This window comes from Bowmanella yangjiangensis, from assembly GCF_017255015.1.
Classification (GTDB): Bacteria; Pseudomonadota; Gammaproteobacteria; order Enterobacterales; family Alteromonadaceae; genus Bowmanella; species Bowmanella yangjiangensis.
This window is the reverse complement of the sequence record NZ_JAFKCS010000749.1, coordinates 1-358: the sequence shown is the minus strand read 5'-3', so window position 1 is coordinate 358 and position 358 is coordinate 1. Positions and strand designations below refer to the sequence as shown.

1 protein-coding gene is annotated in these 358 nt (G+C 64.2%); it reads right to left on the bottom strand.

All coding sequences use genetic code 11. The annotated features are described in order from the left end of the window. Positions 1-358: helix-turn-helix transcriptional regulator (locus J0A65_RS26530; RefSeq protein ID WP_206597165.1), on the bottom strand; the 358-nt coding region annotated here is incomplete at both ends.

Genomic DNA, 358 nt, shown 5'->3' with positions numbered 1-358 from the left:
TATCTGTCCGGCAGGTTGCCATGCAGCTGGCGCCAGGCCGACGGCGACTGCCCGAACTCGTTGCGAAAGGCCTTGGAGAAGGCGGCCAGATCGGCATAGCCGAGTACGTCGGCGAGCAGGGTCAGGGGCATGTTCGATGCCTGTACGTGCCAGCTCGCGGTATCCATCTTCACCCGGTGCACCAGCTGCTTGAAGTGCAACCCCTCCGCCTGCAGCCGGCGCTGCAAAGTGCGTGGATGCAGGCATAACAGCTGCGAGATGTGGCCGAGCGAATGCTGACGCATGCCGAGGGTTTGCGTGATCAGGCTGCGCACCTGCAGTTCGAGGCTGTCCTGCAGGCCGTCGAGCAGCGTGCGCA